This is a genomic window from Clostridium manihotivorum (assembly GCF_004015185.1).
GTDB lineage: Bacteria > Bacillota > Clostridia > Clostridiales > Clostridiaceae > Clostridium_AR > Clostridium_AR manihotivorum.
In genome coordinates, this window is the sequence record NZ_CP025746.1 from 1,988,451 (window position 1) to 2,014,681 (window position 26,231).

General features: G+C 29.7%; 20 protein-coding genes, 1 other RNA gene, 1 pseudogene and 2 riboswitches. Of the genes and pseudogenes, 18 read left to right on the top strand and 4 right to left on the bottom strand.

Annotation, left to right across the window (positions count from 1 at the left end; all coding sequences use genetic code 11):
* Positions 1–62 precede the first annotated feature (62 nt).
* The gene (locus tag C1I91_RS08880; protein ID WP_008419207.1) at positions 63–965 is read right to left on the bottom strand and encodes a cation diffusion facilitator family transporter; all 903 of its coding nucleotides are present in this window, start codon (positions 963–965) and stop codon (positions 63–65) included.
* A gap of 306 nt (positions 966–1,271) precedes the next feature.
* On the opposite strand from C1I91_RS08880, the gene C1I91_RS08885 reads away from it, so the two are divergent.
* A complete protein-coding gene (locus C1I91_RS08885; RefSeq protein ID WP_008419205.1) occupies positions 1,272–1,814 on the top strand; it encodes a metal-dependent hydrolase in 543 nt (180 codons plus the stop codon).
* A 66-nt stretch (positions 1,815–1,880) separates the two neighbouring features.
* Here C1I91_RS08885 and C1I91_RS08890 read toward each other — a convergent pair whose 3' ends face one another.
* A complete protein-coding gene (locus tag C1I91_RS08890) occupies positions 1,881–3,179 on the bottom strand; it encodes an Nramp family divalent metal transporter (protein WP_008419203.1) in 1,299 nt (432 codons plus the stop codon).
* A gap of 326 nt (positions 3,180–3,505) precedes the next feature.
* On the opposite strand from C1I91_RS08890, the gene C1I91_RS08895 reads away from it, so the two are divergent.
* Positions 3,506–4,390, top strand: a complete 885-nt coding sequence (locus C1I91_RS08895) for a cation diffusion facilitator family transporter (RefSeq protein WP_008419201.1) — start codon at positions 3,506–3,508, stop codon at positions 4,388–4,390.
* 126 nt (positions 4,391–4,516) lie between these two features.
* On the opposite strand, the gene C1I91_RS08900 is transcribed toward C1I91_RS08895, so the two are convergent.
* Complete coding sequence (locus C1I91_RS08900) at positions 4,517–5,131, bottom strand: manganese efflux pump (protein ID WP_008419200.1); 615 nt, start codon at positions 5,129–5,131, stop codon at positions 4,517–4,519.
* Positions 5,132–5,316: 185 nt separating this feature from the next.
* Positions 5,317–5,473, top strand: a riboswitch (M-box (ykoK) riboswitch).
* Between the two features lie 369 nt (positions 5,474–5,842).
* Between C1I91_RS08900 and mgtA the strand changes: the two genes are divergently transcribed.
* The 11 genes from mgtA to C1I91_RS08950 all read left to right on the top strand — a co-directional run bounded on the left by mgtA (position 5,843) and on the right by C1I91_RS08950 (position 19,359).
* On the top strand, positions 5,843–8,554 hold the full coding sequence (gene mgtA / locus C1I91_RS08905) for a magnesium-translocating P-type ATPase (protein WP_128212562.1): 2,712 nt from the start codon (positions 5,843–5,845) through the stop codon (positions 8,552–8,554).
* 330 nt (positions 8,555–8,884) lie between these two features.
* Positions 8,885–9,577 carry a L,D-transpeptidase family protein gene (locus C1I91_RS08910; RefSeq protein WP_008419195.1) on the top strand — a complete coding sequence of 231 codons (693 nt, stop codon included), beginning with the start codon at positions 8,885–8,887 and terminating at the stop codon, positions 9,575–9,577.
* 19 nt (positions 9,578–9,596) lie between these two features.
* A complete protein-coding gene (locus C1I91_RS08915; protein WP_008419193.1) occupies positions 9,597–10,469 on the top strand; it encodes a cation diffusion facilitator family transporter in 873 nt (290 codons plus the stop codon).
* Positions 10,470–10,696: 227 nt separating this feature from the next.
* The gene (locus C1I91_RS08920; protein WP_008419192.1) at positions 10,697–10,957 is read left to right on the top strand and encodes a hypothetical protein; all 261 of its coding nucleotides are present in this window, start codon (positions 10,697–10,699) and stop codon (positions 10,955–10,957) included.
* Entirely contained in the window at positions 10,957–11,682 is a 726-nt protein-coding gene (locus tag C1I91_RS08925) for a serine/threonine protein kinase (protein WP_008419189.1), read from the top strand. Before C1I91_RS08920 ends, C1I91_RS08925 begins: the two co-directional genes overlap by 1 nt.
* A gap of 15 nt (positions 11,683–11,697) precedes the next feature.
* Positions 11,698–11,788: riboswitch (NiCo riboswitch) on the top strand.
* 92 nt (positions 11,789–11,880) lie between these two features.
* Complete coding sequence (locus tag C1I91_RS08930; protein ID WP_008419187.1) at positions 11,881–14,409, top strand: cation-translocating P-type ATPase; 2,529 nt, start codon at positions 11,881–11,883, stop codon at positions 14,407–14,409.
* A 416-nt stretch (positions 14,410–14,825) separates the two neighbouring features.
* Positions 14,826–14,963: a hypothetical protein gene (locus C1I91_RS28095; protein ID WP_008419185.1), complete on the top strand. Its 138-nt coding sequence runs from the start codon at positions 14,826–14,828 to the stop codon at positions 14,961–14,963.
* 234 nt (positions 14,964–15,197) lie between these two features.
* Entirely contained in the window at positions 15,198–15,611 is a 414-nt protein-coding gene (locus C1I91_RS08935; RefSeq protein WP_008419182.1) for a hypothetical protein, read from the top strand.
* Positions 15,612–16,438: 827 nt separating this feature from the next.
* The gene (istA, locus tag C1I91_RS08940; protein ID WP_128212563.1) at positions 16,439–18,013 is read left to right on the top strand and encodes an IS21 family transposase; all 1,575 of its coding nucleotides are present in this window, start codon (positions 16,439–16,441) and stop codon (positions 18,011–18,013) included.
* The gene (locus C1I91_RS08945; RefSeq protein ID WP_128212564.1) at positions 18,006–18,752 is read left to right on the top strand and encodes an ATP-binding protein; all 747 of its coding nucleotides are present in this window, start codon (positions 18,006–18,008) and stop codon (positions 18,750–18,752) included. The genes istA and C1I91_RS08945 overlap by 8 nt, the downstream gene beginning before the upstream one ends.
* 370 nt (positions 18,753–19,122) lie before the next feature.
* Positions 19,123–19,359, top strand: a complete 237-nt coding sequence (locus C1I91_RS08950; RefSeq protein WP_035283526.1) for a hypothetical protein — start codon at positions 19,123–19,125, stop codon at positions 19,357–19,359.
* 205 nt (positions 19,360–19,564) lie between these two features.
* On the opposite strand, the gene C1I91_RS08955 is transcribed toward C1I91_RS08950, so the two are convergent.
* Positions 19,565–19,837 (bottom strand): helix-turn-helix domain-containing protein, encoded by a 273-nt coding sequence (locus tag C1I91_RS08955; RefSeq protein ID WP_035283531.1) that lies wholly within the window; start codon positions 19,835–19,837, stop codon positions 19,565–19,567.
* Positions 19,838–19,955: 118 nt separating this feature from the next.
* Here C1I91_RS08955 and C1I91_RS08960 point away from each other — a divergent pair, with 118 nt between their 5' ends.
* The 5 genes and pseudogenes from C1I91_RS08960 to C1I91_RS08985 all read left to right on the top strand — a co-directional run bounded on the left by C1I91_RS08960 (position 19,956) and on the right by C1I91_RS08985 (position 26,229).
* Positions 19,956–21,575 carry an ATP-binding protein gene (locus C1I91_RS08960; protein WP_008424573.1) on the top strand — a complete coding sequence of 540 codons (1,620 nt, stop codon included), beginning with the start codon at positions 19,956–19,958 and terminating at the stop codon, positions 21,573–21,575.
* A gap of 676 nt (positions 21,576–22,251) precedes the next feature.
* A pseudogene (locus tag C1I91_RS08965) lies at positions 22,252–22,623 on the top strand (AIM24 family protein); the annotation flags it as partial.
* A gap of 21 nt (positions 22,624–22,644) precedes the next feature.
* Positions 22,645–22,914 (top strand): hypothetical protein, encoded by a 270-nt coding sequence (locus tag C1I91_RS08970; RefSeq protein WP_128212566.1) that lies wholly within the window; start codon positions 22,645–22,647, stop codon positions 22,912–22,914.
* Between the two features lie 454 nt (positions 22,915–23,368).
* Positions 23,369–23,741, top strand: an RNA gene (gene rnpB / locus C1I91_RS08975) — RNase P RNA component class A.
* 892 nt (positions 23,742–24,633) lie between these two features.
* The gene (locus C1I91_RS08985) at positions 24,634–26,229 is read left to right on the top strand and encodes an ABC transporter permease/M1 family aminopeptidase (RefSeq protein WP_128212567.1); all 1,596 of its coding nucleotides are present in this window, start codon (positions 24,634–24,636) and stop codon (positions 26,227–26,229) included.
* Positions 26,230–26,231: the final 2 nt, after the last annotated feature.

Sequence of the window (26,231 nt, forward strand, 5' to 3'; positions counted from 1 at the left end):
AATAAAAAATTAGACCATCTAATTTATAAAATTAAGATGGTCTAATTTTATTTTGAATATAATTAGTTTAGTTGCAGTGATATTTTGCATTCATCACAAGTGCATATTTTCTCACAAGATTCTAAATGTATCATAATCTCAGAATAGTTTAAATCTTGCTTAATATCATGTTCAATTTTATTACATATATCATGTGCATCTTTAATTGATTTGTCTTCTGGAAAAACTAGATGTAATTCTGCGTATCTTATTCGCCCGGATTTCCTTGTTTTAAGTTTATGGTAATTACAAAATACAGAAGAATATTTATTAATATTATTTTTAATTATTTCAATTTCTTCGTCAGATAATTTTATATCTAATAAAGGGTTAAAAGCAGATATTAATAATTCAAAAGCTTCTTTTAATATGAAGATAGCAACTAAAATTGCAACAATAGGATCTAAGTAATTTAAGTTAGTAACCCATATAAGAAATAATCCTAAACCTACACCTAATGACGTGTATACATCAGCTTTTAAATGCAGTGCATCAGCTTCTAATGCTATAGAATCTTCTTGTTTAGCTACTTTATATAATTTTTTAGATACTATTAAGTTAACAGCTGAAGAGATAAACATTACGATAAAACCTAGCCCAACTGATTCGATCTCTCCAGGATTGAATATTTTTTTTATAGCTTCAACTATTATCCAAATAGAAGCGACTAGTATGAGAAGTGCCTCAATTACGCCAGAAATGTTTTCTACTTTTCCATGCCCATAGGGATGGGCTTCATCCGCTGGCTTGTCTGATATTCTTACAGAAAAAAATGCTATTATTGCGGCTAACAAATCCATAGTTGAATGTATAGCTTCGGATATTATACTTACTGAACCAGTAGCAAGACCAACAAATAATTTAAGAACAATTAAAGTACTATTTGATAGTAATGATAGCCTAGCAACTTTAACTTTTGCATTCATACAAAAACCTCCAAATTCTAAAAATCAGTTATCATCTGATAAAACAAATTAATACTATAATATAACTAAATATCTTAAAGGTCAAGGGATAAAAAGGCTAGGACATATTATCAATTGATAATATGTTCCAACATATTTATATTTGTAACTGATAAGAATTGGCAATTTGAAATTTTAGCAGCATTTAATTATTAAGTATATAAGTTAGTTAAAAAATAATAAAAAAATATTCAAAACTATACTATATAGATTTATTCTAAATTCAATGATAAAATATAATTTATTTAATAATTTGGAGGGAAATAAATGATTTTGTTTGGACATTTAGGATTGACAACTGAAGTAATAAAGTTGTATGAAGTGTTTTTACATAAAGATAAAAAGTTAAGTGATAAAGTTTTAGTTGATTACAGAGTTGTCTTGATTGGTTCGATACTACCTGATATTATAGATAAACCAATTGGTGCTGGTTTATTCAGAAATACATTTCATAACAGTCGCATTTTTGGGCATACGTTAATATTCTCTCTTTTATTGATATTGATGGGTTCATATATGTTAAATAAACGTGGCAAGAACAGTATCCTAATATTGGGGATTTGTAGTTCCATTCATTTAATATTAGATAGTATGTGGTTATATCCTGATATATTGTTTTGGCCATACTTTGGATGGAGGTTTCCTGAAAGACCTGAAGGGAATTGGGTAAGCAGTGATTTGGTGAGACTTATTACAGATCAAAGTTATTACTTGCCTGAATTAATAGGATTTATAATTATTGTGTTTTTTTTAATAAGGCTTTTAAGAAGCAAACAGATAAAGTATTTTATAAATCAAGGAAAATTATAGATTTAATATAGATGTAGAGAATGGGGCAGTCACAAATTGACAGCCCTTATTTGTTAATAGATATATTTAAACATTGCCAGTAAATGTTAGATATAAGAGAATAGCATTTAATACTATTATTATAGTGGCTATGAGGGCACCAAAAAATCTTACAAGACTTTTATTAACTAAAATGCCCATTAAGTCTTTACGTTTAGCTATAATTAGCATTTGAATTATTGGGAATGGTAAAATAAAGCTAAGTGCAACTTGGCTTAAAATAAGAGCATTCATTGGATTTATTCCAAGTGCAATTATAATTAGTGCTGGGGCCATAGTTATAATTCTTCTAATATTAATTGGTATGCTTAAATTAACAAATCCTTTCATAATAGTTTGACCTGCCATTGTTCCAACAGCAGAAGAAGACAAGCCTGACGCAAGAAGTGCTATTCCAAAAGCGCTACTCGATAAAGAACCTAATAATGGTTGCAATGAAGTATGTGCTTGTTCCATTGTATCAACTACTAATCCATTTCTGTTAAATACAGCAGCAGATACTACAACCATTGCAGCATTTATTATAAAAGCAATATTCATAGCAATTGTAACATCAATCTTTTCCATTTTTAAATGTTTCAATTTTCCTTCATTAGACAAATCAATACTTCTATGCTGAACTAATTGTGAGTGTAGATATATTACATGAGGCATAACTGTTGCTCCAAGCATTCCTACGGCAATTAACACTGCTTCACCATTAGGCAATGATGGAATTATTGTGTGTATACCCACCTGAAACCAATTTGGTTTAGCAAGAAAGAGTTCTAATGTATATGCAATACATATTATTGCTACTAGTACTGATATTATTAATTCAACAACCTTTTGACCGTATTTTTCCATATAACAAATTATATATGTTATGAGTCCCGTTATAAGTCCTGCATATATCATTGGTATATGAAATAATAAATATAAGCCTATTGTCCCTCCGAGAAATTCTGCCAAATCAGTTGCCATAGCACCTATCTCTGCAATAATCCAAAATATCCAATTAGCACTCCTAGAAAATACCTTAGAGCACATTTCGGGAAGATTATGTTCTGTTGCTATTCCGAGTTTTGCAGACATTATTTGAAGGAATATAGCCATTAAATTACTACATAAAATAACCCAGATTAGTGTATAACCAAACTTTGATCCACCACTAATATTAGTTGCAAAATTACCTGGATCTATATAAGCAACGCTTACAATAAAAGCAGGACCTAAAAATTTTAATAATTGTCTTGATTTTATTGAATTATAATTAATTTCTTTTTTAAAATTTAAAAGTTTAGATAAAGATACACTAGTACTTTTATAATTTCTTTTGTTCTCCAATATAATACATCGCCTTTCCTAATTTTATTTTAACTACGATTAAAATAGTTAGTTTTATTTAATATTATTAGCCTCAACTAAATCTTTTTGATACTTTAAACTATGAAGTAGTTGTATAAATGTTACATTAAAATCTTAGTTGCATTTTTTTATTAAGTACATAAGTTATCTAATAAAGGAGTTATTTTACTATGTGGAAAGCGGTTGTATAATGTAATTTTGGGAGGTTAAAAAATGGATAGAGAAACTTCTAGACAATCGGATAATGTATTCAAAAGAAGTGGAAAAAAATTGCTTTTACAATAATTGGCATAACAATAATCTTTGTGGGTAAATTTATTGGTGCATTTATATCTAAAAGCCTTGCTCTTTTTAGTGATAGTTGGCATTTATTAACTGATATAGCTTCATTAATATTAAGTTATTGGGGAGTAAAGGTTGCGCTAAAGTCTGCAAATCATAAATATAATTTTGGTTATTATAGATTTAGCATATTCACAGCATTAATAAATAATCTTTCACTAATTCTTATTTCCGTATATATTTTTTATAAAGCAATATTAAGATATTTTAATCCTGTAAATGTAGAGCCATCTGGAATGATTATTTTTTCTATTCTTGGTCTTACAGTAAATACCATAGTAGTATTAAATCTTAGAAATAATTCAAACAATATGAACGTGAAAAGTGTATTTTTACACTTCATGGTGGATGCATTATCAGATATAGGAGTACTAATAGGAGGTATAATTATTTATTTTACACATTTGCCTGGTGTTGATACACTTCTTAGTGCAATATTAGCATGCCTTATTTTAAGAAATGCATTTAAGATGACTATTGAATGTATTAAAATTCTTTTGGAAGCGGCACCAGAAGATATATCCATTGATGAATTAAAGGAGTCAATTAAGGATTTAGGAGGGATAATTGAAATAACTGATATTCATATTTGGAGCTTATCTAAAGAAATTTTATCAATGACAGCACATATTTCAATAAAAGAATGTAACATTGAAAATTGCGAATCAAGATTACATGAAATACAACATTTATTAAAAGATAAGTTTAATATAGACCATTCTACAATACAATTCGAAAAGTCAACATGTGGAAGCTGTTTTCATAGTAAGCCTGATCACAAGCATTGTTGCAATATGTGTATTGATAAATGCGGAGATGAGAAACATCAAAAAATTATTAATATATAGCGGTAGAATTGGATTAGTAAAGAAAATGGAACTTTAAATTAATTAAGAATTATGAAGTAATATAAAATAACTCTTGGCTAAACATCGTTAGCACAAGAGTTATTTTATATTATAAATTCAATAATATTAATTAAATAATTCAATAATACCAAGTATTATTAGCAATATGCCTGAAATTAATGGTGCATATTTTCCTAAAAAATTACCTAGTACATTATTTCCGATAGTTTCACCAAGTTTAAGTGTAACTATACTTAAGATGAATGTAAATATGACAGTAAATTGAATGTTAACTCCTGTTATACTTGCAGCGATTCCAGTACCTAAGTTGTTAAAGGTTAATGCAAATGCTACAAGGACAGCTTCTTTTATATTTATATCACCAGAGTTATCTAAATCCGATTTTTCTGCATACTCAAGCATATCACCAATGTTTTTCAAAGCAAGCTCTTTTGAATTTTTATTGTTTAAAAGTTTTGTTTTGCTTTTGATTACAAAATATCCTCCCAAAATAATAATAACACCAGCGCCAAAGCTATTTGATATATAATCTGGTAAGAATTTTGATATATATATTCCAACTGACATTGCTAAAAGTGTACCTGTAGAGGTTATGAGTGCTATTATAAGATTTGGAAGTAGTCCAATTTTTATTTTCTTTAGGCCATAAGCGGTACCGACAACTACATTATCTAAATTGGAGGATAAGCTAAACAATAATGCAGATAAAAATAAAGTCATACATGTATTTTCCTTTTTAGTATTTTTATTTTAATATATGACTGTAAATTTATATAGTGAACAAGAGCTCGTAAGTTACTAGGTAATAAATTAAAAAATAGCGTGAAAATTAATATAAATAAATTTGTTGACAAATTTCGCATAAGTGCATATACTAATTTTGTACAAAGTAATCATAACAATTGAATAAGAATCGGTAGGTGAGGTTACCATAGGGATACGGGTTGCTGCCGCGGAGTAGTGGAGACACTATGAGAAGGTTAGCAGAATACGTCGAGTTTAAGGCGTATTTTAACGCAATTTCATTGCCCTATGAAGCTAAAGCTTGAACGGAATAAATAATACATTATTATTTAATTAATAGCGTGCGTTTTTACGTCCTCGTTCGGTTTTAGCTGAGCGAGGATTTTTATTTTTATTGAAATAATAAGAAGTAGAGGTAGGTGAAAATAAGTGGAATCTAGTAGTAGGTGCATTGGGATAGACGATGATTACCCCAAGCAGAAATATTTTTTTGACAATATAAATTATGTGAGAATCTTTAAGGATGCTAAAATATTAGCTAAGCATCTACAACTTGAAACTGCTTATTTTTAATGTCAGAATAATATTTCTTATGGGAGATAATTTTTAGTAGAGATTAAATTTTTACTTAAGTCTATTCCAATGTCGCATAAAAATTTTAATTTTAATTATGCAGGGGGAATAGAAATGAAATTTTTTGTAAACAAAGAGAAATTAAATAAAGCAGCTATAGAAAAAAATATTAACAGAGATAAAATATCTAATAAGTTACTTCAATTAGGATTATTAGAAAAAGATGATATGTTAAGAAAGCTTAATGCAACAGTTGAGGGACTTACAAATGAAGAAGCAGAAAAGCGATTAGAAGAACATGGGCATAACGAAATAAACCATGCTAATAAAGAGACATTAGTTAAGAAATTAATTAGTGCATTTATAAACCCATTTTCTGTAGTGTTAATTTTACTTGCAACAGTATCTTTTATTACAGATTATGTGATTGCTTCACCAGAAGATAGAAGTTTGAAGACAGTAATAATTATAGGAACAATGGTTACAATAAGCGGAAGTCTTCGTTTTATTCAAGAAGGCAGATCTAATAAGGCTGGAGAAAGATTAAAAGCTATGATTAAAACTACAGCCATGGTAGTGCGTAATGGAATAGCAAATGAGATTTCTATATCTGAACTTGTACCAGGAGATGTAGTTCATCTTGCAACAGGAGATATGATTCCAGCAGATGTTAGGATAATTTTTGCGAAGGACTTATTCATTAGTCAGTCTTCAATGACAGGAGAGTCTGAACCTGTTGAAAAACATGGGCAGTTACATCAAGCTACAAGGGATAAGAATTTATCAAGTCACTTAGAGTTAGAAAATTTAGCATATATGGGAACAAATGTTGTTAGTGGAACTGCAACAGCAATCGTTATTTCAACAGGAAATAACACATGCCTTGGGACTATGGCAGATTCAATTACAGAAAAAAGAGAATCTACAAGCTTTGATAAGGGTGTAAATTCAGTAAGTTGGGTATTAATTAGATTTATGGCATGTATGGTGCCAGTTGTATTTATAATTAATGGAATTACAAAAGGTGATTGGCTTGAATCATTTTTATTCGCATTATCAGTGGCAGTTGGACTTACACCAGAAATGCTTCCAATGATTGTTACTACAAACCTTGCAAAAGGTGCAGTAATGATGTCAAAGCGCAAAACAATAGTAAAAAATTTGAATTCAATACAAAACTTTGGAGCTATGGATGTTTTGTGTACAGATAAAACTGGAACTCTTACAGAAGATAAAATTATTTTAGAACGTCACCTTGATATTCATGGGAATGAAGATGTTAGAGTATTAAGACATGGTTATTTAAACAGCTATTTTCAAACAGGACTTAAAAATTTACTTGATATAGCAATACTTGAACATGGTGATGAAGAGGGTTTTGAAAATTTAAAAACAATGTACGAGAAGGTAGATGAAATTCCATTTGACTTTGCACGTCGTAGAATGTCAGTAGTGTTAGAAGATAAAAATGGAAAAACGCAGTTAATTACTAAAGGTGCAGTAGAAGAAATGTTATCTATATGTACTTTTGCAGAATATAAGGGTAATGTCGTTGAACTCACAGGTGATGTAAAAGATGAAATTCTTGAAACTGTAGATGAACTTAATGCAAGCGGAATGAGAGTTGTTGCAGTAGCTCAAAAAACTAATCCATCACCAGAAGGAGTATTTTCTATTAAAGATGAATCAGAGATGGTGCTAATGGGGTATATTGGTTTCTTAGATCCTCCAAAAGAATCATCAACTCAAGCAATAAAGGCTTTACATGAAAATGGTGTTGATGTTAAAGTTCTAACAGGGGATAATGAGAAAGTAACAAGATATGTTTGTAATAAGGTTGGTATTCCTACAGATAATATTCTTTTAGGCTCAGATATTGAGATGATGAGCGACTTACAGTTAAAAGAAGCCGTTGAGAAAATTAATATATTTGCTAAATTATCTCCACAACAAAAATCTCGAGTAGTGTCAATTTTGAGAGATAATGGACATGTAGTAGGATTTATGGGAGATGGAATTAATGATGCACCAGCAATGAGAAAAGCTGATGTTGGTATTTCTGTAGATACTGCTGTTGATATAGCAAAAGAATCAGCAGACATTATTCTTCTTGAAAAAGATTTAATGGTGCTTGAAAGTGGTGTAATTGAAGGACGTAGAACTTTTGCCAATATTATTAAATATATTAAAATGACTGCAAGTTCTAATTTTGGGAATATGTTTAGTGTATTAGTTGCATGTGCCTTTCTACCATTTTTACCAATGCTACCTGTTCAAATTCTAGTACTAAACCTTATTTATGATATTTCATGTATATCAATTCCATGGGATAATGTAGATTCAGATTATCTTAAAAAACCACGTAAATGGAATGCTTCTTCAATTGGAAGTTTTATGAGATGGATAGGGCCAACAAGTTCAGTATTTGATATTACAACCTACATTCTTATGTTCTTTGTAATATGCCCAGCAGTTTGTGGGGGATCATATGGCACACCAGGTGTAGATAATGTATTATTTATGGCATTATTTAATGCAGGATGGTTTGTTGAATCATTATGGTCACAAACTCTTGTAATTCATATGATAAGAACACCTAAAATTCCATTTATTCAAAGCAGAGCATCTATGCCAATATTGACTCTTACAACTATTGCTATTATAGTAGGTACAATAATTCCTTATACTAACGTTGGTCAAATGCTTGGAATGTCACCTATGCCAGCAGTATACTTCTTGTGGTTAATAGCTATGATATTTGCATATATGATTTTAGTAACAATATTAAAAAAATTATATATAAGAAGGTATGGTGAATTTTTATAATATTTAATAATTATAAAAGTCAAAGATTTTGTTAAAATTCAGATTACTAAAAAGTCGCTAATTTAATATGCAAATTAACGACTTTTTTTGTTTATTATTTTAAATTTAATTAATTTGGGATTTTGCATAATTAAAAATATAACATTAATATACAATATATAGTAATATAAATCGAAGTGTATACTGTATGTTGATAGGAACTGATAAGTAACTTAATTGTGAAATTTCATAAAATATAAAACAAGGAAGAATGAATAAAAATATATTTTAATATGAAAAATAACTGGGTAACATATTTAAGAAGAATTCGTATGAAATGAGGTGCAGGGATTGAAAAAAAGAAGTTCTATACGAAGTGTTTTCTTTGTTTTTATAGTTATTTTTATATTTAATATGTGCGAATGCTCAGTAGAGGCATATTCAAAAATTAATTCCAATGAAAGTTTTGCTATACTAGTAGATCTTACAGAAGAAAGACTTTATTTAATTAATAAAGATAAGAATATAATCGTAAAAAAATATAGTATAGCTAGTGGAAAAATGGAAACGCCTTCTCCAATAGGCACGTGGAAAGTTGTTGGTATGTCCAAATGGAGTGGAGGATTTGGCACAAGGTGGATTGGGTTGAATGTTCCGTGGGGGATTTTTGGAATTCATGGAACTAATAAACCAGGATCAATTGGATCTGAGGCATCTCATGGATGCATTCGAATGCTAAATAGAGATGTTGAAGATCTATATGAGTATGAGGAAATAGGAATGATTGTAGCAGTATATGCAGGGCCATATGGTCCGTTTGAAAAGGGGCTAGTAACTCTAAAACCAGGTGATAGAGGGGCAGATGTTTTTAAGGTGCAAAGAAAGATGAAGGAAAAAGGATATTATCCAGGAAAATTAGATGGTATCTATGGAGAGGGTATGAAAGAGTATGTAATGAAATATAAAAAAGATAATGATCTAAAAGTTAACAATAATATTGATTATGAGCTGTATAAAAAACTTGGAATAATATTAGTAGATTAAAAAAGAGAGGAGTTTATTTATGGTTACTACGGATAGAAAAGTTAAAGTTGCTCTTTTGTCAATTATATCAAACACAACACTCATAATATTTAAGATTATAGCAGGCACTTTAAGCGGTTCAGTAAGTATTATTTCAGAAGCAATACATTCAGGTATGGATTTATTAGCATCAGTAGTAGCATTTTTCTCTGTTAGGCAGTCTTCAAAGCCAGCTGATAAGAAACATCCTTACGGCCATGGAAAAATAGAGAATATATCTGGTATGGTGGAAGGAATTTTAATTTTTATTGCTGCTGGAATGATTATTATTGAAGCTTTTAAGAAAATATTTGAACCTACTGCAATAGAACAAGCAACTATAGCAATTGGAGTTATGGTTGTTTCAGCACTTGTAAATTTTTTTGTGTCAAGAAAGTTATACAAGGTTTCGAAAGAGGAAGATTCCATGGCTCTTGAAGCAGATGCTCTTCACTTAAAAACTGATATCTACACATCTTTAGGCGTAGGTATTGGAATTCTTCTTATCAAGGTTACCGGATTAATTATACTAGATTCAATAGTTGCGATACTTGTAGCACTACTGATAATTAAAGAGGCATGGGTACTTTCTAAAAGTGCCTTCGATTATCTTCTTGATGCAAGGTTATCTGATGAAGAAGAAGCAGAGATAGAAAAAGTAATAAGAGAACACAGAGATCAATTTATAGATTACCACAAGCTAAAAACAAGAAAATCAGGTAATATGAAGCATATTGATTTTCATATTACCGTTGCTCCTAATTTAACAGTCGAAGAAACACATGATATTATTAGAAAATTGAAAAAGGATATGAATGAAAAAATTAAAAATACTCAGATAAATATTCATATTGATCCTTATAAAAAAGAATGATTTTTAGTTAAATAAGTTATTCAGTGTAATTTTTTCTTTTAATGTAAATTGGTAAAAGTTATCAATCAAATTATATTATCAATTGATAATATAATTTGATTAAATTATTTTTTATGTATTGTTGACATATAACGGGTTATAGCGTATTATAAAAATATAAAGTAAATTCTTAATTGATAACAACTGACATATATTAGTAAAGAATGTTTTGAAAAGAGGTGTATTTAATGGGTTTTTTCTCAAGATCATCAGGAAAAAGACACTATGAAGATAAGCATCGAGGTAGTAACTATTATAAAAGAGAAGGTTTTTTAAGTCGTATATTTAAAATGTTTGGCTCATTTTCTAGTTCAGGCAAGAGGTATAACAAACATCATTCACATGATTCTCATAAGAACTATCATTCTAATGAAAGACACTATTCAGATCAAAGACATTATTCAGATCACGGGCATCATAAAAGAAGATATAAAAGTTCGTGGTCATAATGCCATTTTTTAAAAAGAAGGTATATGATCCAGGAAGCTCAGTTGGTAAATATAAGATTATAAGATTAATAGGTGAGGGAAGATTTGGTGTATGTTATTTAGTTGATTTTAATGGCAAAGAATATGTACTAAAGGTAATAAAGTCCAAAGCCATTAAGAAGAGTGGTAACAAAATTATATTTGAAGAAGAGATACTTTCAATTATTAATTATCCTTTAATTCCTAAAATAGTAGATACAATTAAAGATGATAAGATCTATGCATATATTTTGGAATATAAAAGAGGAAAGACAATAGAAGATATGATTTTTGGAGATAAGCATATATTTACCCCAGATGAAATTTTTAATATAGGAATTAAGGTAATAGAAATAATAAAATATCTTCATGAACGTAATATTGTGCATAGAGATATACGGGTGCCTAATGTAATTATTAATGGTGATGAGGTTTATCTTATTGATTTTGGTCTTGCAAGAATAATAAACAATGATAAATACATTCCACCAGTTGATTTTTTATATTTAGGGCATTTACTTATTCATTTATATTATTCTTCTTTTGAAAAAACTAATAAAAAATCAAAACCTTGGTATGAAGAACTGGAATTATCTAAAGGGGAATTAAAATTTCTGAGAAAGTTATTAGAATTAGATGATGCATATAGAAGCATTTATGATGTAGAAGGGGATTTCAAGGAATTAAAAGTTGTACAAGATCACTAAAAGGATTATAGATATATAATTTAACTAAGCAGGCCATGAACTTGTAAAAGGTTTGTAGGCTGGGCCTTAATTGGCAGCAGGATAGTAATGAACCTGTGGGACAATAAAATGTTCCACTTTTTTTTATATCAATTTTAAAAATCCCCCCAATTTAAATATCTGGAGATATTTAAAAAAAGTAAAATGGAGGTAATTATTATGAGTAAACAAAAAATACAGGATTATCAAGGACTTACCACTTCTAAAGCAAAAGAACTTCAGGAACAGTTTGGTAAGAACGAGCTTGTGGCTGAAAAAAAGGAAAGTTTTTTACACAAGATTTTCCATGTCATTAGTGAGCCAATGTTTGTATTGTTAATTGTAGCATCTATAATATATTTTATTTTAGGAGAGCCAAAAGATGGTGCTATTATGCTTGTTTTTGTTGTTGGAATGATTAGTATTGAGGCAATTCAAGAATGGAAAACGGATAAAACATTAAATGCTTTAAAAGATTTATCAGCTCCACATATAAAAGTTCTTCGTGATGGAGAGGAAAAGATAATTAATAGTGCAGATTTAGTACCAGGAGACATTATGTTTATAGCTGAAGGTGTTAAGGTGCCTGCAGATGGCGCAGTAATAAAAGCAAGTACTCTTTGTGTTGATGAGTCATCGCTTACAGGAGAAGCTGAGGGGGTATGGAAGACTAGTGATGGCAATAATAAAAATATTAATGCTGATTATTGGCGTAATGATTATTGCTATGCGGGAACTCTTGTTACTCAAGGTACAGGTACCATATTAGTGGACAAGATAGGAGCAGGAACTGAATACGGAAAAATTGGACAAAATATCGTGTCCGCTCCTGAAAATCCAACACCACTTCAAAAGCAAACTGGAAAATTGGTAAAATTATGTGCTGTAATTGCTGCTGTTTTATTTGCGTTTGTTGGTGTTGTTACGTATTTTAATATACCAGATCATAATTTTAGAGACAGAATCATAGAAAGTATTTTATCTGGAGTAACTTTAGCCATGGCTATGATTCCAGAGGAATTTCCAGTTATTCTAACAGTATTTTTATCAATGGGTGCTTGGAGACTTGCAAAAAAACAATCTCTTGTTAGAAAATTACCATCAGTTGAGACTTTGGGTGCTGTTTCTGTTCTTTGTGTTGATAAAACAGGTACAATAACAATGAACAAAATGACAGTTAGAGATATTTGGAGTATAGAAAGTGATACGAAAAAAGTGACACAGATAATGGGAATGGGATGCAAATCGGATGCTTATGACCCTATGGAAAAGTCGATGATATCCTATTGTGAAGAACAAAAAATTACAAAAGATATTCTTTTTGGTGGACAATTGATTAAGGAATATGCTTTTACTGATGAAACAAAAATGATGGGCAACGTTTGGAAAAATAGTGATAGCATTGTGGTAGCAGCAAAAGGATCTCCTGAACGTATATTAACACTATGTAAATTGCCAGATTATGAAAAAAAAATAGTGGAAGATAAAATAAGAGAAATGTCTAGCCAAGGGCTTCGTGTTATTGCGATTGGACAAATGTTATTAGACAGTGAAGAGGATATACCTGATACAATTAATGACTGTAGCTTGCAGCTTTGTGGAATAGTTGGTCTTGCTGATCCTCCAAGGGAGTCAGTAAAAGAAGATATTGAAACATGTACTAAAGCTGGGGTTAGAGTTGTTATGATAACAGGTGATAATGGAATAACTGCTAGTTCTATTGCTAAACAAATTAATATGCCCAATTGTGATAAAATAATCACTGGGGATGAGATTAATAAAATGAGTGATAATGAACTTCAAGAAAGGGTTAAAGATGTAAGTATTTTTTCTAGAGTTGTTCCGGAGCACAAAATGAGAATAGTTAAAGCATTCAAAGCAAATGGAGAAATAGTTGCAATGACTGGCGATGGAGTTAATGATGCTCCTGCTCTTAAATATGCGGATATTGGTATTGCAATGGGAAAACGTGGCTCAGAAGTTTCAAGAGAGGCAGCAGATTTGATTTTACTTGATGATAATTTTTCAACTATAGTTGACACTATTAAAGATGGCAGAAGAATTTATGATAATATTAGAAAAGCAGTTGGATATGTATTTACTATTCACATTCCGATTGCGTTTGCTGCATTGCTTGCACCTATATTAGGAATAAATCCTGCAAGCCTTCTATTACTTCCATTACATGTTGTATTGCTTGAACTTGTAATTGATCCAACTTGTTCAGTAGTATTAGAACGTCAACCTGCTGAAGGTGATATTATGAAGAGAGCACCACGAAATCCAAATGAAAAGCTTATAACAGCAAAAGGTCTTTTCAAAAGTGTTGCACAAGGCTTTGTTATATTTGGAGCATCATTTGGAACTTACTTTGTATTTTTAAACAATAATATAGATAATGCGCCATTAGCAAGAGCAATTGGATTAACAATTATATTACTCTCTAATTTATTATTAGTTCAAGTAAACAGTTCTGATTCAGAATTTGCAATTAAATCATTTATTAAACTCAAAACGGATAAGGTGATGTGGCTTGTTAGCTTAGGCACTATTATTGGTTTAATGTTAATATTATATACTCCTCTAAATAATTTTTTAAAACTTGCACCATTATCTTTTAGTCAGTTAATTATGGCATCTATCATATCAATAGCATCTGTTTTTTGGTATGAAATTGTAAAAGTATTTAAGTATATTAAAAACAAGTGAGTTAAATAAAGCGTTCATAGCAGAAATTACAAATAGTTAAATATAATTAAAGGACTAGAATAAGGTTATTGATTAAAATCTTATTTTGGTCCTTTTTCAGTATAGTCTATATGTATAAAAATGATTATAGTTTCATCATTATAATCTATTAGGAAATGAATAGTTAAGAATAAAATAACACTATATTTTCATTGGATGGATGTTTGCATAGTATGTTTATTTGTATATTAATTAATGGTGTCTCCAGTTCTAGTTTCCATAACAACTTTATCATAGACATTTTAATGAGTATGGCTATGGTGATGAAAATGTAAATATCAAATGCGTATTTATGGTTGTAATAGGTGCACCAAAGCACAATTTATAAGACTAAAACATAATATGATTTTGAAATACTAAATTAAGGAAGAAAAAATATGTATAATGATAGAATGTATTCAGTAGATTACTATCCTGAAATATCTGGTTATGACTCAGATGATATATGTAAGGAAGATATTAGGAAGCAGGCTAGTTCTTTTGAAATGGCCGATGACTCCAGACGAAGCTCTTAAAATTAACAAAGAAGAATTAAAATGGCTACTTATGGGATATGAAGTTAGAACTAAGTCTAAATTTAAGCCAATTGAAGTAAGAAACAGCTTTTAAAATGCTTACAAAGTTGGTATAAATAAACTCCAATACGTTTATTAATTAATACAAAATTTTGAAATAGAAAAATAATTTTTTTATTTATCTAATTTTTAATTTTCAAGTTATACTATATAAAAATAAAGGAGTTGAATTATATGAATGTGATAGAACAATATTGTTACAAGCATAATTCTTGCAATAATTGCAAGTACAATGTAATGGAGCAAATGGAACAATCTTTGATGTTCGAAATGAATGATATAAATAGAAGTACTCACTATCATTGGGAAGAGGGGGAGGAGTATGAAGAAATAAAAAAATCCCTAGAATACTACATGAATGTAGTAGAATGTTATTTAGAAGATGATGTGAGTGGGCATTATAATTACTGTAACAATTGTAAAAGTAAAGAGAGAGTAGAAAAATTTAGAGAATATTTTGATAAAATGATTAAGATAATTAATAGTCAACGATATTATTATGGAGAAAAACTGCAAAGAATTTATTTTCTACAAGATGATTATCACGAAGATTGTACTGGATTTTTTGCAGAAAGGGGTATTTTTTAAGAATATTATAAAAATTCGTAAATAAAAAAATTCAAAGTATTTATTAGTGTTTTATACAAAATAAATGTAATTTACATGAAATACATTATAATTTAAATTAAGAGTTTTCTTTATATAAATTTCAACAATATATTAAAACATAGTTAGTATTTTCTACATTAATAAATAAATGTAAAAATGCTTAAAATACTGGGCTAACTAATTATCTACTGTACTTTTGTTATCCATACGAAGAATTTGGTGATATGGATGAATGTTGCAATGGAAAATACAGTTCAGAACAAGGACATGCTAGAGAAATGTATTCAATGGTCAGAAAACATTCCAGATCAACTGCGTGTCAAGACTACCAAATAATTATTTATATATAAAATCATACCCAACAAAGAATGTAAACTTTTCTGCTGGGTTTATTTTATCACTTAAATTACTCTACCGCTACGCATCGATTCTTTGACGCTTACGTTGCATTAAAAGACAACGACTTGTATAATTTCATATTAAAGTTACCTTAAACTGAATATAATATGTTAAATTATTTGTTTGTATGAATACTTATGTGGTTATGCTTAGAGTTTTTAATATTTAAATTTAATTTTAACAGTTCTAAAAAATTTTGAATTACCATTCTTGCTGAATATTTCACGTATCGGAAGACACCGATTCGCTTCTCGAAACCGATAGTTCACACTAATAAAACCACTTTAAATTTCATATAAATTTGCCTAAAGAGACCATTAATTCACGCTTGAAAACCACCTCTTTTGACAAGAATTATTAAGGAAGTCCGTAGGACTATCAAATTCTATCAGAAGGGAGCCAGACATATGGCTAATAAAATCAATGTTAAGCTGATAATGGAGCTTAAGGCATCTGGATTATCGCAGAATGTAATTGCAAAGACCAGGCACATATCAAAAACTTCTATATGCGATGTACTAAATATCGCAAAGGAAAAGCAAATTTTCTACGATGACATTAAAGATAAACCTGACGATGAAGTATACCGTCTCTTTTATCCAGATAAGTTTGCTGTAGAAACAATGTTTAAAGTACCCGACTATGACTACATTCACAACGAACTGAAAAGAGTTGGTGTAACACTAAAACTCTTACATCAAGAATATAGGGATTTCTGCAACAAAGAGGGCTTAATTCCTGTGGGATACACTAAATTTACAGAGGGCTATAGCTCATACATTAATCAGTGCAATCTCTCCAATCATTTAGAACATAAACCAGGTCAGACGGTGGAAGTAGACTGGAGTGGCAAGCTTATGGAAATCGTGAATGTTGATACTGGTGAAATTACAAAGGTACATCTTTTTGTAGCATGTCTACCATATAGTCAATATGCTTATGTAGAGCCTACTCTAGATGAAAAGCAAGATACTTGGCTTAGATGTCATATCCATATGTACGAGTTTTTCTCAGGTGTTCCTGTAAAAACTGTATGTGATAATCTTAAGGCGGGAGTTGTTAAACATCCGAAAGAAGGAGATATTATACTCACAGATGCTTATGAAGCCTTAGGAAGTCACTATGTTACAGCTATCATGCCGACTGGAGTGAGAAAACCTAAACAAAAAAGTTCCGTAGAAGGTACGGTTGGCAAAGTGGCAACTGCCATAATTGCTAAGCTAAGACAATGTACTTTTTATTCTCTATATGAATTGAAAGAAGCTGTTTCAAAGGCTTTGAAAGGATTTAATGAGGCACCTTTTCAGAAACGTCAATACAGTAGAATTGAAGTGTTTGAAGAAGAAAGAAAGTATCTTCGGGCACTTCCTGCAGTACCTTACGAAGTAGCCGCTTGGGAGTACAATCATAAGGTTTATCCTAACAGCCATGTATGCGTTTGTAAGAATTATTACTCTGTACCTTTTGCTTTTGCCGGTCAGTATGTGGATGTGAAGCTAACAGATAGTATTGTAGAAATATATAACCGACATCAGCGTATTTCTACGCATCCTAGGTTTCCGCTTTATGTGAGTAACAAATATTCTACCCACAAAGAAGATATGCCTGATGCCTTTAATCAACCAGAAATGAATGATATAAGGTTGAGACAATGGGCAGCAAGTATAGGTACTCACACAAGCGAAGTTATTGAACGTATATTTAAAAGTGTAACCATAAAAGAACAAGGATATAACTCTGCATTATCAGTTTTAAAATTAAGTAAGAGTTATTCGGAAAAGCGACTTGAAGTTGCATGTGAAATAGCATTGCCTATGACACGCATACCTCGCTATAGACAGCTTAAGTCCATTCTCGCAAGTAATCAAGATATCATCTATCTTGAAAAGAAAAATACCCACCTTAAATCTATACAATCAAACTCCAATACTCATGGATATGTGAGAGGTTCTGAATACTACGGAGGTGGCAGGTATGATTAGTGATGAAACAAAACGTAAGCTTCGAGAGTTAAACCTTGATGAAATGGTTGATATATTAAAGATACAGGATGATAATCAATCGCTCTATCTAACTATGACCTTTGATGAAAGAATAACTTTAGCTATTGACGGTCTATATCAGGGTAAAAACAATAAGCGCTCCGTGCGTTTAATGAAGCAGGCCAAATTCAGATTTACTGATGCAGATGTAAATTCGATTTACTATGCAGATAGAGGTCTTGATAAAAATCAAATTCTTGAGCTTTCAACCTGTCAATACATGCGTAATAACTTTAGTATTGTTCTTAACGGCTTCACAGGCTCTGGTAAAACCTTTTTAGCTTGTGCATTAGGCAAAGTCGCCTGTAGGCAGTTATATCGAGTACGCTATATAAGAATGCCAGAACTCCTAGAGCTTCGGACCGAGGCAACTTTGCAAGGCAAAGGGATCGGAAAGTTGGTAAACAAATTTTCTAACTATAATCTACTGATTCTGGATGAATGGCTACTTCAAGAATTATCCGATGATGACGTCAGATTTATTTTTGAGCTTACTGAGAAACGTTATGATTGTCATTCTACCTTATTTTGTACTCAATACAAGGTGTCAGATTGGCATACTCGCTTGGGAGGTGGAACTATGGCTGATGCTATTTTAGACCGTATAGTACATAAATCAATTCGTATTGATACAGGGAGCATGAACATGAGAGAGTACTTCTCTACTAAAGAAATTTAGTTATAAAGGCACCGCCTTTAGGCGGTGCTTATAAGTGAATAGGTGGTTTCTTTACTGTGAATAGATAGTTTCAATAATATGAACCTATGGTTCTAATGTGGCGTAATAATCACTTGCATTTAATCTGTGATTCTATAATCATATTTCAGCCCTTCCTTTGTGAAATTTGATTTAAGATGATAATATTGAGATACCAAATGATGATATTTCCAGATAAATTGGATGTCGAAAAATGACTTGTAATAACTAGGTGTAGATTTTCTAATTAGATATTTCAAGTAAATGATAAAACAAATATAAAAATGGAGGTGATTTATGAGTTGTATTATAAAGACATACATAGGTAATTATGAATTGTCTATGTTACTTAATGAAGTTAAGAAAGATATTATTTTATTGTAACGATTCTGATATTAATATTTTTTTAGTATATGACGAAACAAGAATAAAAAATATAGATGATTTAATATCTGAAATATCAGTGGAATGTCAATTAAAATATGGCATTATGATAAATATATATGATATGAGAATCAGTTATAATAATAAATACAAAAATATATCTCCTTTAATTATAAATGTAGAAAGAGAAGGTGTGGGAATTTAACATTGGTAAACAATAGTTATATATATTCCCATGTAAGGATTATTAGTTTTATAATATTTTTTGTTTGGCAAAATGTAACTATTTTCAATGTAAATTCAAAATAGCAGGTTTTGCTTTTTTGTTTGAATTTATTTTTGTAATTTAATTATAGATATTTGTGAATTTATACTCCAAATAAACTAATTAATAATGTTATAAGTATTATCTATTTTCTTATAAATGGATTATGTTTCTTAGGAAGTTTAGAAATTAGATTTTTATCCCAAAATATTTTAATATCAATATGTAATATTTTGCATATACAATAAAGTTCATAGTCATATAATTCTCGTGTTCCATTTTCAATTCTAGATATAGCAGATTGATCCATTTTTAATCCAAATAAATTAAGTTTACCTGCTAAAGTTTCTTGCGACATTCCAATTTTAATTCTAGAATTTTTGATAAAGTCACCAGAAATATTTTTTATATTATCCATATTTTTCAATATACCACCACCATTATGAGATATGAATATATTTTACAAGATTGAACAAGACTATATTATGTAGTAACTACATAACGAAAAAATTTTTATTTTATGGAGGTGATTTATTATGAATGTATTTGTACCTAAAGTTCAAGCAGTTGCAATGTTTAAGGAGATTGCATTGAATATAAAGAATCCTAGTGAAGTAGTTAGGGAAGGGATTAGTAATTGTTACGATGCAGATGCAAAAAATATTTGGATTATTATCAAAAGAGATTTGTCTGCAGATTTAGAAATTATAATACGTGACGATGGCAATGGTATGAGGATTGATGATATACATTCATTTTTTAATCTTGGTGACTCTAAAAAGGTATTACAAAATATTGGTGAAAAGGGATTGGGAACAAAAACATTCTTTAAAAGCAAAAAAATAGTTATTAATACTAAGTGCTGTGACGAATCTGGATATACAGCAACTATGGAAAATCCATGGCAGAATTTATTAGATGGAAAAGTACCACAATATAAAGTTTACGATAGAGATGACTTGGAAAATGGTACAGAAATTATTATTAGTGGTTATGTGGTTGATAATCCAGAGAAATATTTTAACTATTATAATTTGAAGGATTATATATTATGGTTTACGGCTGGAGGGAATTATAAAAATATTTTTGCAAACTACTTAATACTTCAGAATAAAGTGAAAGATATGAACAAATCACCTAAAATTCACATTAAGGATGAAATACTAGATAAGCAATGTCAAATGACAGGTGTACATCAATTTACCCCCCCTAATGAAAATCCAAGGGAAGATGTTAATAATAAAAAATATAAGAGGAGTGTAAATTATTGCAGGGCGTTTGGGCCTTTCCATAAGGAAACTACAATAAATGGCGAATATGTTTCATTACAAATGTATGGTACTATTTCAGGGGTAAATTGTAGAAAAAAGATATGTAAATTAAAGCAATCTGAAACTTATAAATCCAGATTTGGATTGTATCTTTGTAAAGATTTTATACCTTTTGAAAAAGCAAATTTTTTATTAGGAGATGAGCAATATTATCACTATCATCTGTTGGTTAATTCTCAGAATTTCGAGTTGACAGCAGACAGAAATAGCATTAGTAATATGGATGATATTAAGGTGAAATGGATTTTTAGTCAAATCCAAGAAATATTTAGAGAAAGCATCAAACCAATTGCAGAAAAGGAATACTTCAGTATGCGAAAAGAGGAAGAAGAAGCATTTGATGCAGAATGTAGAATCAGGGCAATGAATCAATACATAAAGAAAATAGACTTAGTAGATAATCTTTATATCAATGATATACCAATAAAAAAAGTACCACAAAGTGAGTATGAAGTTGCATTATTATTTGCTGCTATACTATCAAATGAAAATACAAAAATATTAATTGAGGATATAATGAATATAATTTCATATTCTGGTAGAATGACAACAGATACAATTTGCACAGATAGTGATAATAAAATTGCTTTAGTTGAAATAGAATATAAATTAAGTAATATTTTTAAACATAAACATCCGATAGAGACTTATGATTATGTTGTTTGTTGGAAAATTGATTTGGAACAAAATGTGATTAATCAGGTAAATAATGTAAAAACAATATTAGTTAGTGAAGGGGAGGAAAAATATATTGTAACTGAAAAAAATAAAAAAATGAAGGTAATTGAATTAAGTTCTATATTGAATAAACAATATAGAAGATAAAAATTATTAATAATTTAAATAACATAAAATTATAAATTTATGTTTATTTTATTGGAATGTTTAATTTATAATTTTTATATGAGAAAATTTTATGTATAAGTTACTTATTAGTTCTTATCAAAATATAGTATATATACTTTGATTTACAATACTATAAATTGAACATTACTATTATTTATTTGAATTCTGTAAAATGATCAATATGGAGAATTTAGAAATGTAAATGATATTTTTTATGATAACATGAATATAGATATAAATTTGAGTAGATTTAAAATATATATTTCTCAACTTTTAGAAAATGATGCTTTTAGTGAAGAAAAAAGATGAAATATTAGCATTATAAAGAGTTAAAAAAATATTGGGTCTATTATAACAACAAATCATGATACATTATATAGAAGAAAATTTTGAATTTATATTGGTTTAGTAGAGGGGATTTGATAAATTTTAGGGATAAAAAATCAACTGATTATAGAAGAGTGTTATGTGCAAATGATTAGATAAAGTATAAAAAGGAAAAGATTCACATGTTATATAACTATCTAATTTTAAATATATTGTATTAGATTGGTAGAAGATATTGGTACTATTTTGATTATTTATAACAATTGTTCATTGGACAAAAAATAAAAATAATCAATTTTTGATAATTGTGTTATAACGGACTTCATATGGAGAAGGCTTTATACTTGAAAAATTAGAAGGTGATGGGTTAGCTTTTGTCCACGCTGGAGGAACCATAACAAGAAAAGATTTAATGCCAGGTCAAACTCTAAGAATAGATACAGGATGTCTTGTTGCAATGACAAGAGATGTTCACTATGATATCGAATTCGTAGGAGGAATAAAAAATACTCTATTTGGAGGAGAAGGTTTATTCCTAGCTACACTAACAGGACCAGGTTCTGTTTGGGTACAAAGTCTGCCATTCTCAAGACTTGCTTCAAGAGTATTTGCAGCTTCAGGTATGCATGGCGGCGGAAGAAAAGATGAAGGAAGTATATTAGGTGGCTTAGGAAACTTTTTAGATGGTGATGGTTTTTAATAATTTCAGGGGTTGAGAGGTGTGTCAAAAAAGAAAAATTACAAGCACTATCAAAGTGGTGGTAGTAATTATGATAATTTAGGTGATGACTTAAAGAAGCTAGGTAATGATATAAAAAACATATATAAAAAAGTGGATTATAAACTACCTATGAAGATAAAGAGAAGTACAAACCTTTTTAAATACCTCATAATATCAGCTATAATAGTACTTTTGGTTTTTACCAGAATAGGCATACCAATTGCAATTTTAATTTTGATTGCTGCACTATATATGAGCAATCGAAGATAATTTAGGCTGCTTTAGCGACTTTTTTATGAATATAGCCATTTCTTGCTTTTAAGAATTTTAGCAACAGACCTTCAATTATATTAAGGTTTATGCTTTATACTATATAGCTGGAAGTGGCTATAAAGCTTTAAAAGTAGACTTTGCCAGGATAATAAAATTAAATGGGTGGTAATCTGATGCTTAGACAATCTTACGCAAAGAATTAACATGATTTTGTCATATTAGATGGCTGAAACTTTAAGCTCACTACGCTTGGGCATAAAAGACATTTAATTTAATTGCTTGATCATATAGAATCTTCTGTTTATCCACTTTATTTTAGCGCTATTCTTAAATATTGCCTGAGTTTTAAGGTATTAAAGATAAAGATATGGAAGCTATTTCTAACATTGAGGAAAACCTCCTATAAAAAATTATTTGCTTTATATAAAGTTATATGTTAATATAAATCTTGCGAGTAAGCCAGACAATCGCTGCTGACGACAGTCAGGAGAGGAAAGTCCGAGCTCCGCAGGGCAGGGTGCTGGATAACGTCCAGTCGAGGTGACTCGAAGGAAAGTGCAACAGAGATATACCGCCAGAATTCTTTTTAAGAATGAGCATGATATTTATATCATCTGGTAAGGGTGGAAAGGCGAGGTAAGAGCTCACCAGCGTGATGGCGACTTCACGGCTCTGTAAACCCCACCTGGAGCAAGACCGAATAGAGAGGCATTATGGGATTGCCCGTCCCGCCTCTGGGTGTGTCGCTGGAGCCTATTGGCAACGATAGGCCTAGATAGATGATTGTCTAATACAGAACTCGGCTTACAGACTTATCTCGCACATTGAAAACACTAGGTTTATGCCTAAGTGTTTTTTTATTTGCCATTCTAAAATATTATTTAATTTATTGGTAGCTTCTTTCTGCATTTCTAGATCTACGTGTGAATAAATGTTAGCAGTTGTAGACATTTCTTTATGTCCTAATCTTTCTTGAACAACTTTCATAGATACTCCTTACTTTAGAAGTAGGGTTGAATTGGTGTGCCTTAAATCATGAAGTTTAATATGTTTTTTTATATTTGCAGCACTATCTAATTTCTTTAACTTTAAGTTTCCTAACTCAACTATTAAATTTATATGTGCCCGGTCCCCCAAGAAACCCCGATTATCAAAGAATTATAAATTAAGTTCGATATAGAAACCCTATTACAAATTACTTTTCTTCTGTCTAGCCTTTTTTGAGAAGATTAATAGGCAAGAGGAACGGAAGGAATTATAGATGAAACTTAGATACTTATGAAGTTTCTGAGGCAATTGCTTATGTAAATAATGAGGTTGCTTTCCTATATAGTACTGCTAGTTGGAAGCATATTGGACTTGTAAGTTATAGAAGTGGAATTTTAGAAAATCGTCAGCGGCAAGAAAAATAATGAGAGAATAGGGTGTGAAAATTCACTGACCTGGAGTGTCTTTTTGTGAAAAATATAGAATTATAGAATAAATATATATCTACAATATATTGATTATATACAAATAAATGTAAAATGATATAATTAGAGTACGAGATTGAAAAAAATGTATTTAGAATGAGTGCAGAATATAGCGCTGTATGATATTTATAAAATAAACATAGAAATATTTTTTATGAAAATTATTAATATTTTTTACATTCTAATTGAATTTTAGGAAACCATAAATTATCGTTTCCTAAGTATATAAGGATAGGTGGATAATGTGAAAAAAATAAAAGCACTTGCAAAATACGAACTTATCAATTTAAGAAGAGGAAAGCTTATTTGGATTATTGGAGCTTTATACATATTTGGAATTCAGCAATCTGTAGATAGTATGAGAACTTCAGGTAAGATATTTTTATCGGTAGTAGGATTAATTAGAATTTCGTGGCTACCTCTTAATTTTATAATGGTGCCGTTATTATTATTAATAGTAATGATTGGGGAAAGCTCAAATGAAGTTTTTGAGAGCTTAGATATTACTTATAAGGATATAATAAAAGGTAAATTGCTTACAGCTGCAGTTATCGATGCAATATTGCTTGCAACCAATATGATAGTATTTTTGTTTTTTAGCATAATCAGTCATGGGACCTTAGGTTATATATTATATGAAAGTCTAGGTTATATAGTAAATACTTTAATTTATTTAGTAGTATGTACTTGTATAGGTTTATTCATTGGACAGGTAGTTAATAAGTTAGTTTATCAAATGATTGGATATCTATTAGTACTTTTGGAGTTTGGGTTTTTATGCAATTTCTATAAATTGCAGAATCAGATCTTTCCGTTAATTGATATAAAAACATTTCCAGGGATATTTGATGTTATAAGCTACGATAAGAGTTATTTATATCATAATATTTTCTGGTTAGGAGTAAGCTTTATTCTTGTGATGATTTCTTATTTATTTGTTAGAAGTAGGTATAAAAAAGGTGGCTTAGGGATTAAGTTAGTATCTATAATAATTGCTGGTTTATTATGTGCTTACTTAGGAATAAGTATAAATTCTATGAAGCCTGATTTTTATAATATAGAAGAAAGACCGGACTTTGAGCATTTAAGTGCGGAACATACTTATAGAGAGGGAACTTTTTTTAGTAGTAGTGAAAGTGGTTATTACGTTGACAGCTACAATATGAATATAGATATAGATAATAATTTGAAAAATGATTGCTTGATAAACGTAAAATTCAATAAATCTAATATAAAATCTTTAGAATTTGGATTATATAAATCTCTAAATATATCTAAGTTAGAAATTGACAATAAAGCAATTGATTTTCAAAGGACTAATAATAGCGTTATTCTTAAATTGCCAAGAACGTATAAAAGTGGGGAATCGATTCAGTTAAGGATATCATATGATGGAAAGATAAATCTAACATGGTCAAATGGAGAAAATATGTTTTTTGTTAGAAATAATTCATTATTCTTAGCGGATGTTTTTGAATGGTATCCCAAATTGAATGATAGTAATGAGAAAAATTTTGAAGTAAATGTAAAGTATGCTAGCAAAAATAAAATTTATTCAAATTTAAATGAGTTAAGTAAGAATGGCAGTCATACATTTATGGGAAAAGATATAGAGATGTTTTTGATTAGTGGTAATATTTCTGAAAGAAAATATAAGGATTATTTATTCATAGGCAATCAGGAATATATAAAAAATAATGATCAATGTGATGAGTTAATAGATTATTTAAAAAAGACAAATATAGATACTAAAAAAGTTATTTTATCACCGTTTATTCCTGGATTATCAAAAATGGACAAACCGTATGATGGCGCATTTTTATGGCCTTCACACGATTAGGG

Coding starts and splice junctions, on each gene's coding strand:
- C1I91_RS28095 (WP_008419185.1), top strand. CDS start 14,826: ATGTATAATGATAGAATGTATTCAGTAGATTACTATCCTGAAATATCT.
- C1I91_RS08880 (WP_008419207.1), bottom strand. CDS start 965: ATGAATGCAAAAGTTAAAGTTGCTAGGCTATCATTACTATCAAATAGT.
- C1I91_RS08930 (WP_008419187.1), top strand. CDS start 11,881: ATGAGTAAACAAAAAATACAGGATTATCAAGGACTTACCACTTCTAAA.
- C1I91_RS08915 (WP_008419193.1), top strand. CDS start 9,597: ATGGTTACTACGGATAGAAAAGTTAAAGTTGCTCTTTTGTCAATTATA.
- mgtA (WP_128212562.1), top strand. CDS start 5,843: ATGAAATTTTTTGTAAACAAAGAGAAATTAAATAAAGCAGCTATAGAA.
- C1I91_RS08960 (WP_008424573.1), top strand. CDS start 19,956: ATGAATGTATTTGTACCTAAAGTTCAAGCAGTTGCAATGTTTAAGGAG.
- C1I91_RS08955 (WP_035283531.1), bottom strand. CDS start 19,837: ATGGATAATATAAAAAATATTTCTGGTGACTTTATCAAAAATTCTAGA.
- C1I91_RS08935 (WP_008419182.1), top strand. CDS start 15,198: ATGAATGTGATAGAACAATATTGTTACAAGCATAATTCTTGCAATAAT.
- C1I91_RS08920 (WP_008419192.1), top strand. CDS start 10,697: ATGGGTTTTTTCTCAAGATCATCAGGAAAAAGACACTATGAAGATAAG.
- C1I91_RS08885 (WP_008419205.1), top strand. CDS start 1,272: ATGATTTTGTTTGGACATTTAGGATTGACAACTGAAGTAATAAAGTTG.
- istA (WP_128212563.1), top strand. CDS start 16,439: ATGGCTAATAAAATCAATGTTAAGCTGATAATGGAGCTTAAGGCATCT.
- C1I91_RS08900 (WP_008419200.1), bottom strand. CDS start 5,131: ATGACTTTATTTTTATCTGCATTATTGTTTAGCTTATCCTCCAATTTA.
- C1I91_RS08950 (WP_035283526.1), top strand. CDS start 19,123: ATGAAGTTAAGAAAGATATTATTTTATTGTAACGATTCTGATATTAAT.
- C1I91_RS08925 (WP_008419189.1), top strand. CDS start 10,957: ATGCCATTTTTTAAAAAGAAGGTATATGATCCAGGAAGCTCAGTTGGT.
- C1I91_RS08945 (WP_128212564.1), top strand. CDS start 18,006: ATGATTAGTGATGAAACAAAACGTAAGCTTCGAGAGTTAAACCTTGAT.